Here is a 227-nt window from a genome sequence, read left to right as displayed (position 1 = left end):
CGGCTACGAGGCTACATCGCCTTCGGCTTCCTGCTCCGAGTAGCGCTCGGAGAGGAACTTTCCCAGACCGCTGAGACCGTCGATATGATCGCAGAACGTGTTGATGGCGACGAGAAGAGGGACCGCCACCGACGAGGGATCTTGTGGCGGCGAAAGACGATCTCGACCGGATGTCAAGGAATCTCCCTTTGCTGCGGGAGGCGATCGCCGTGTCGTGGGGCATCGCC

At 61.7% G+C, this 227-nt stretch carries 1 protein-coding gene; it reads right to left on the bottom strand.

Annotated elements, in window-relative coordinates; genetic code table 11:
• Positions 1–3: 3 nt before the first annotated feature.
• Entirely contained in the window at positions 4–177 is a 174-nt protein-coding gene (locus tag ACPYOJ_RS37345; RefSeq protein ID WP_481417909.1) for a hypothetical protein, read from the bottom strand.
• Between the last annotated feature and the right edge of the window lie 50 nt (positions 178–227).

It is taken from the genome of Rhizobium sp. SVR5-9E (assembly GCF_056755095.1).
Note: the sequence above shows the minus strand (reverse complement) of the source record. Positions and strands in the feature narration are given on the sequence as shown.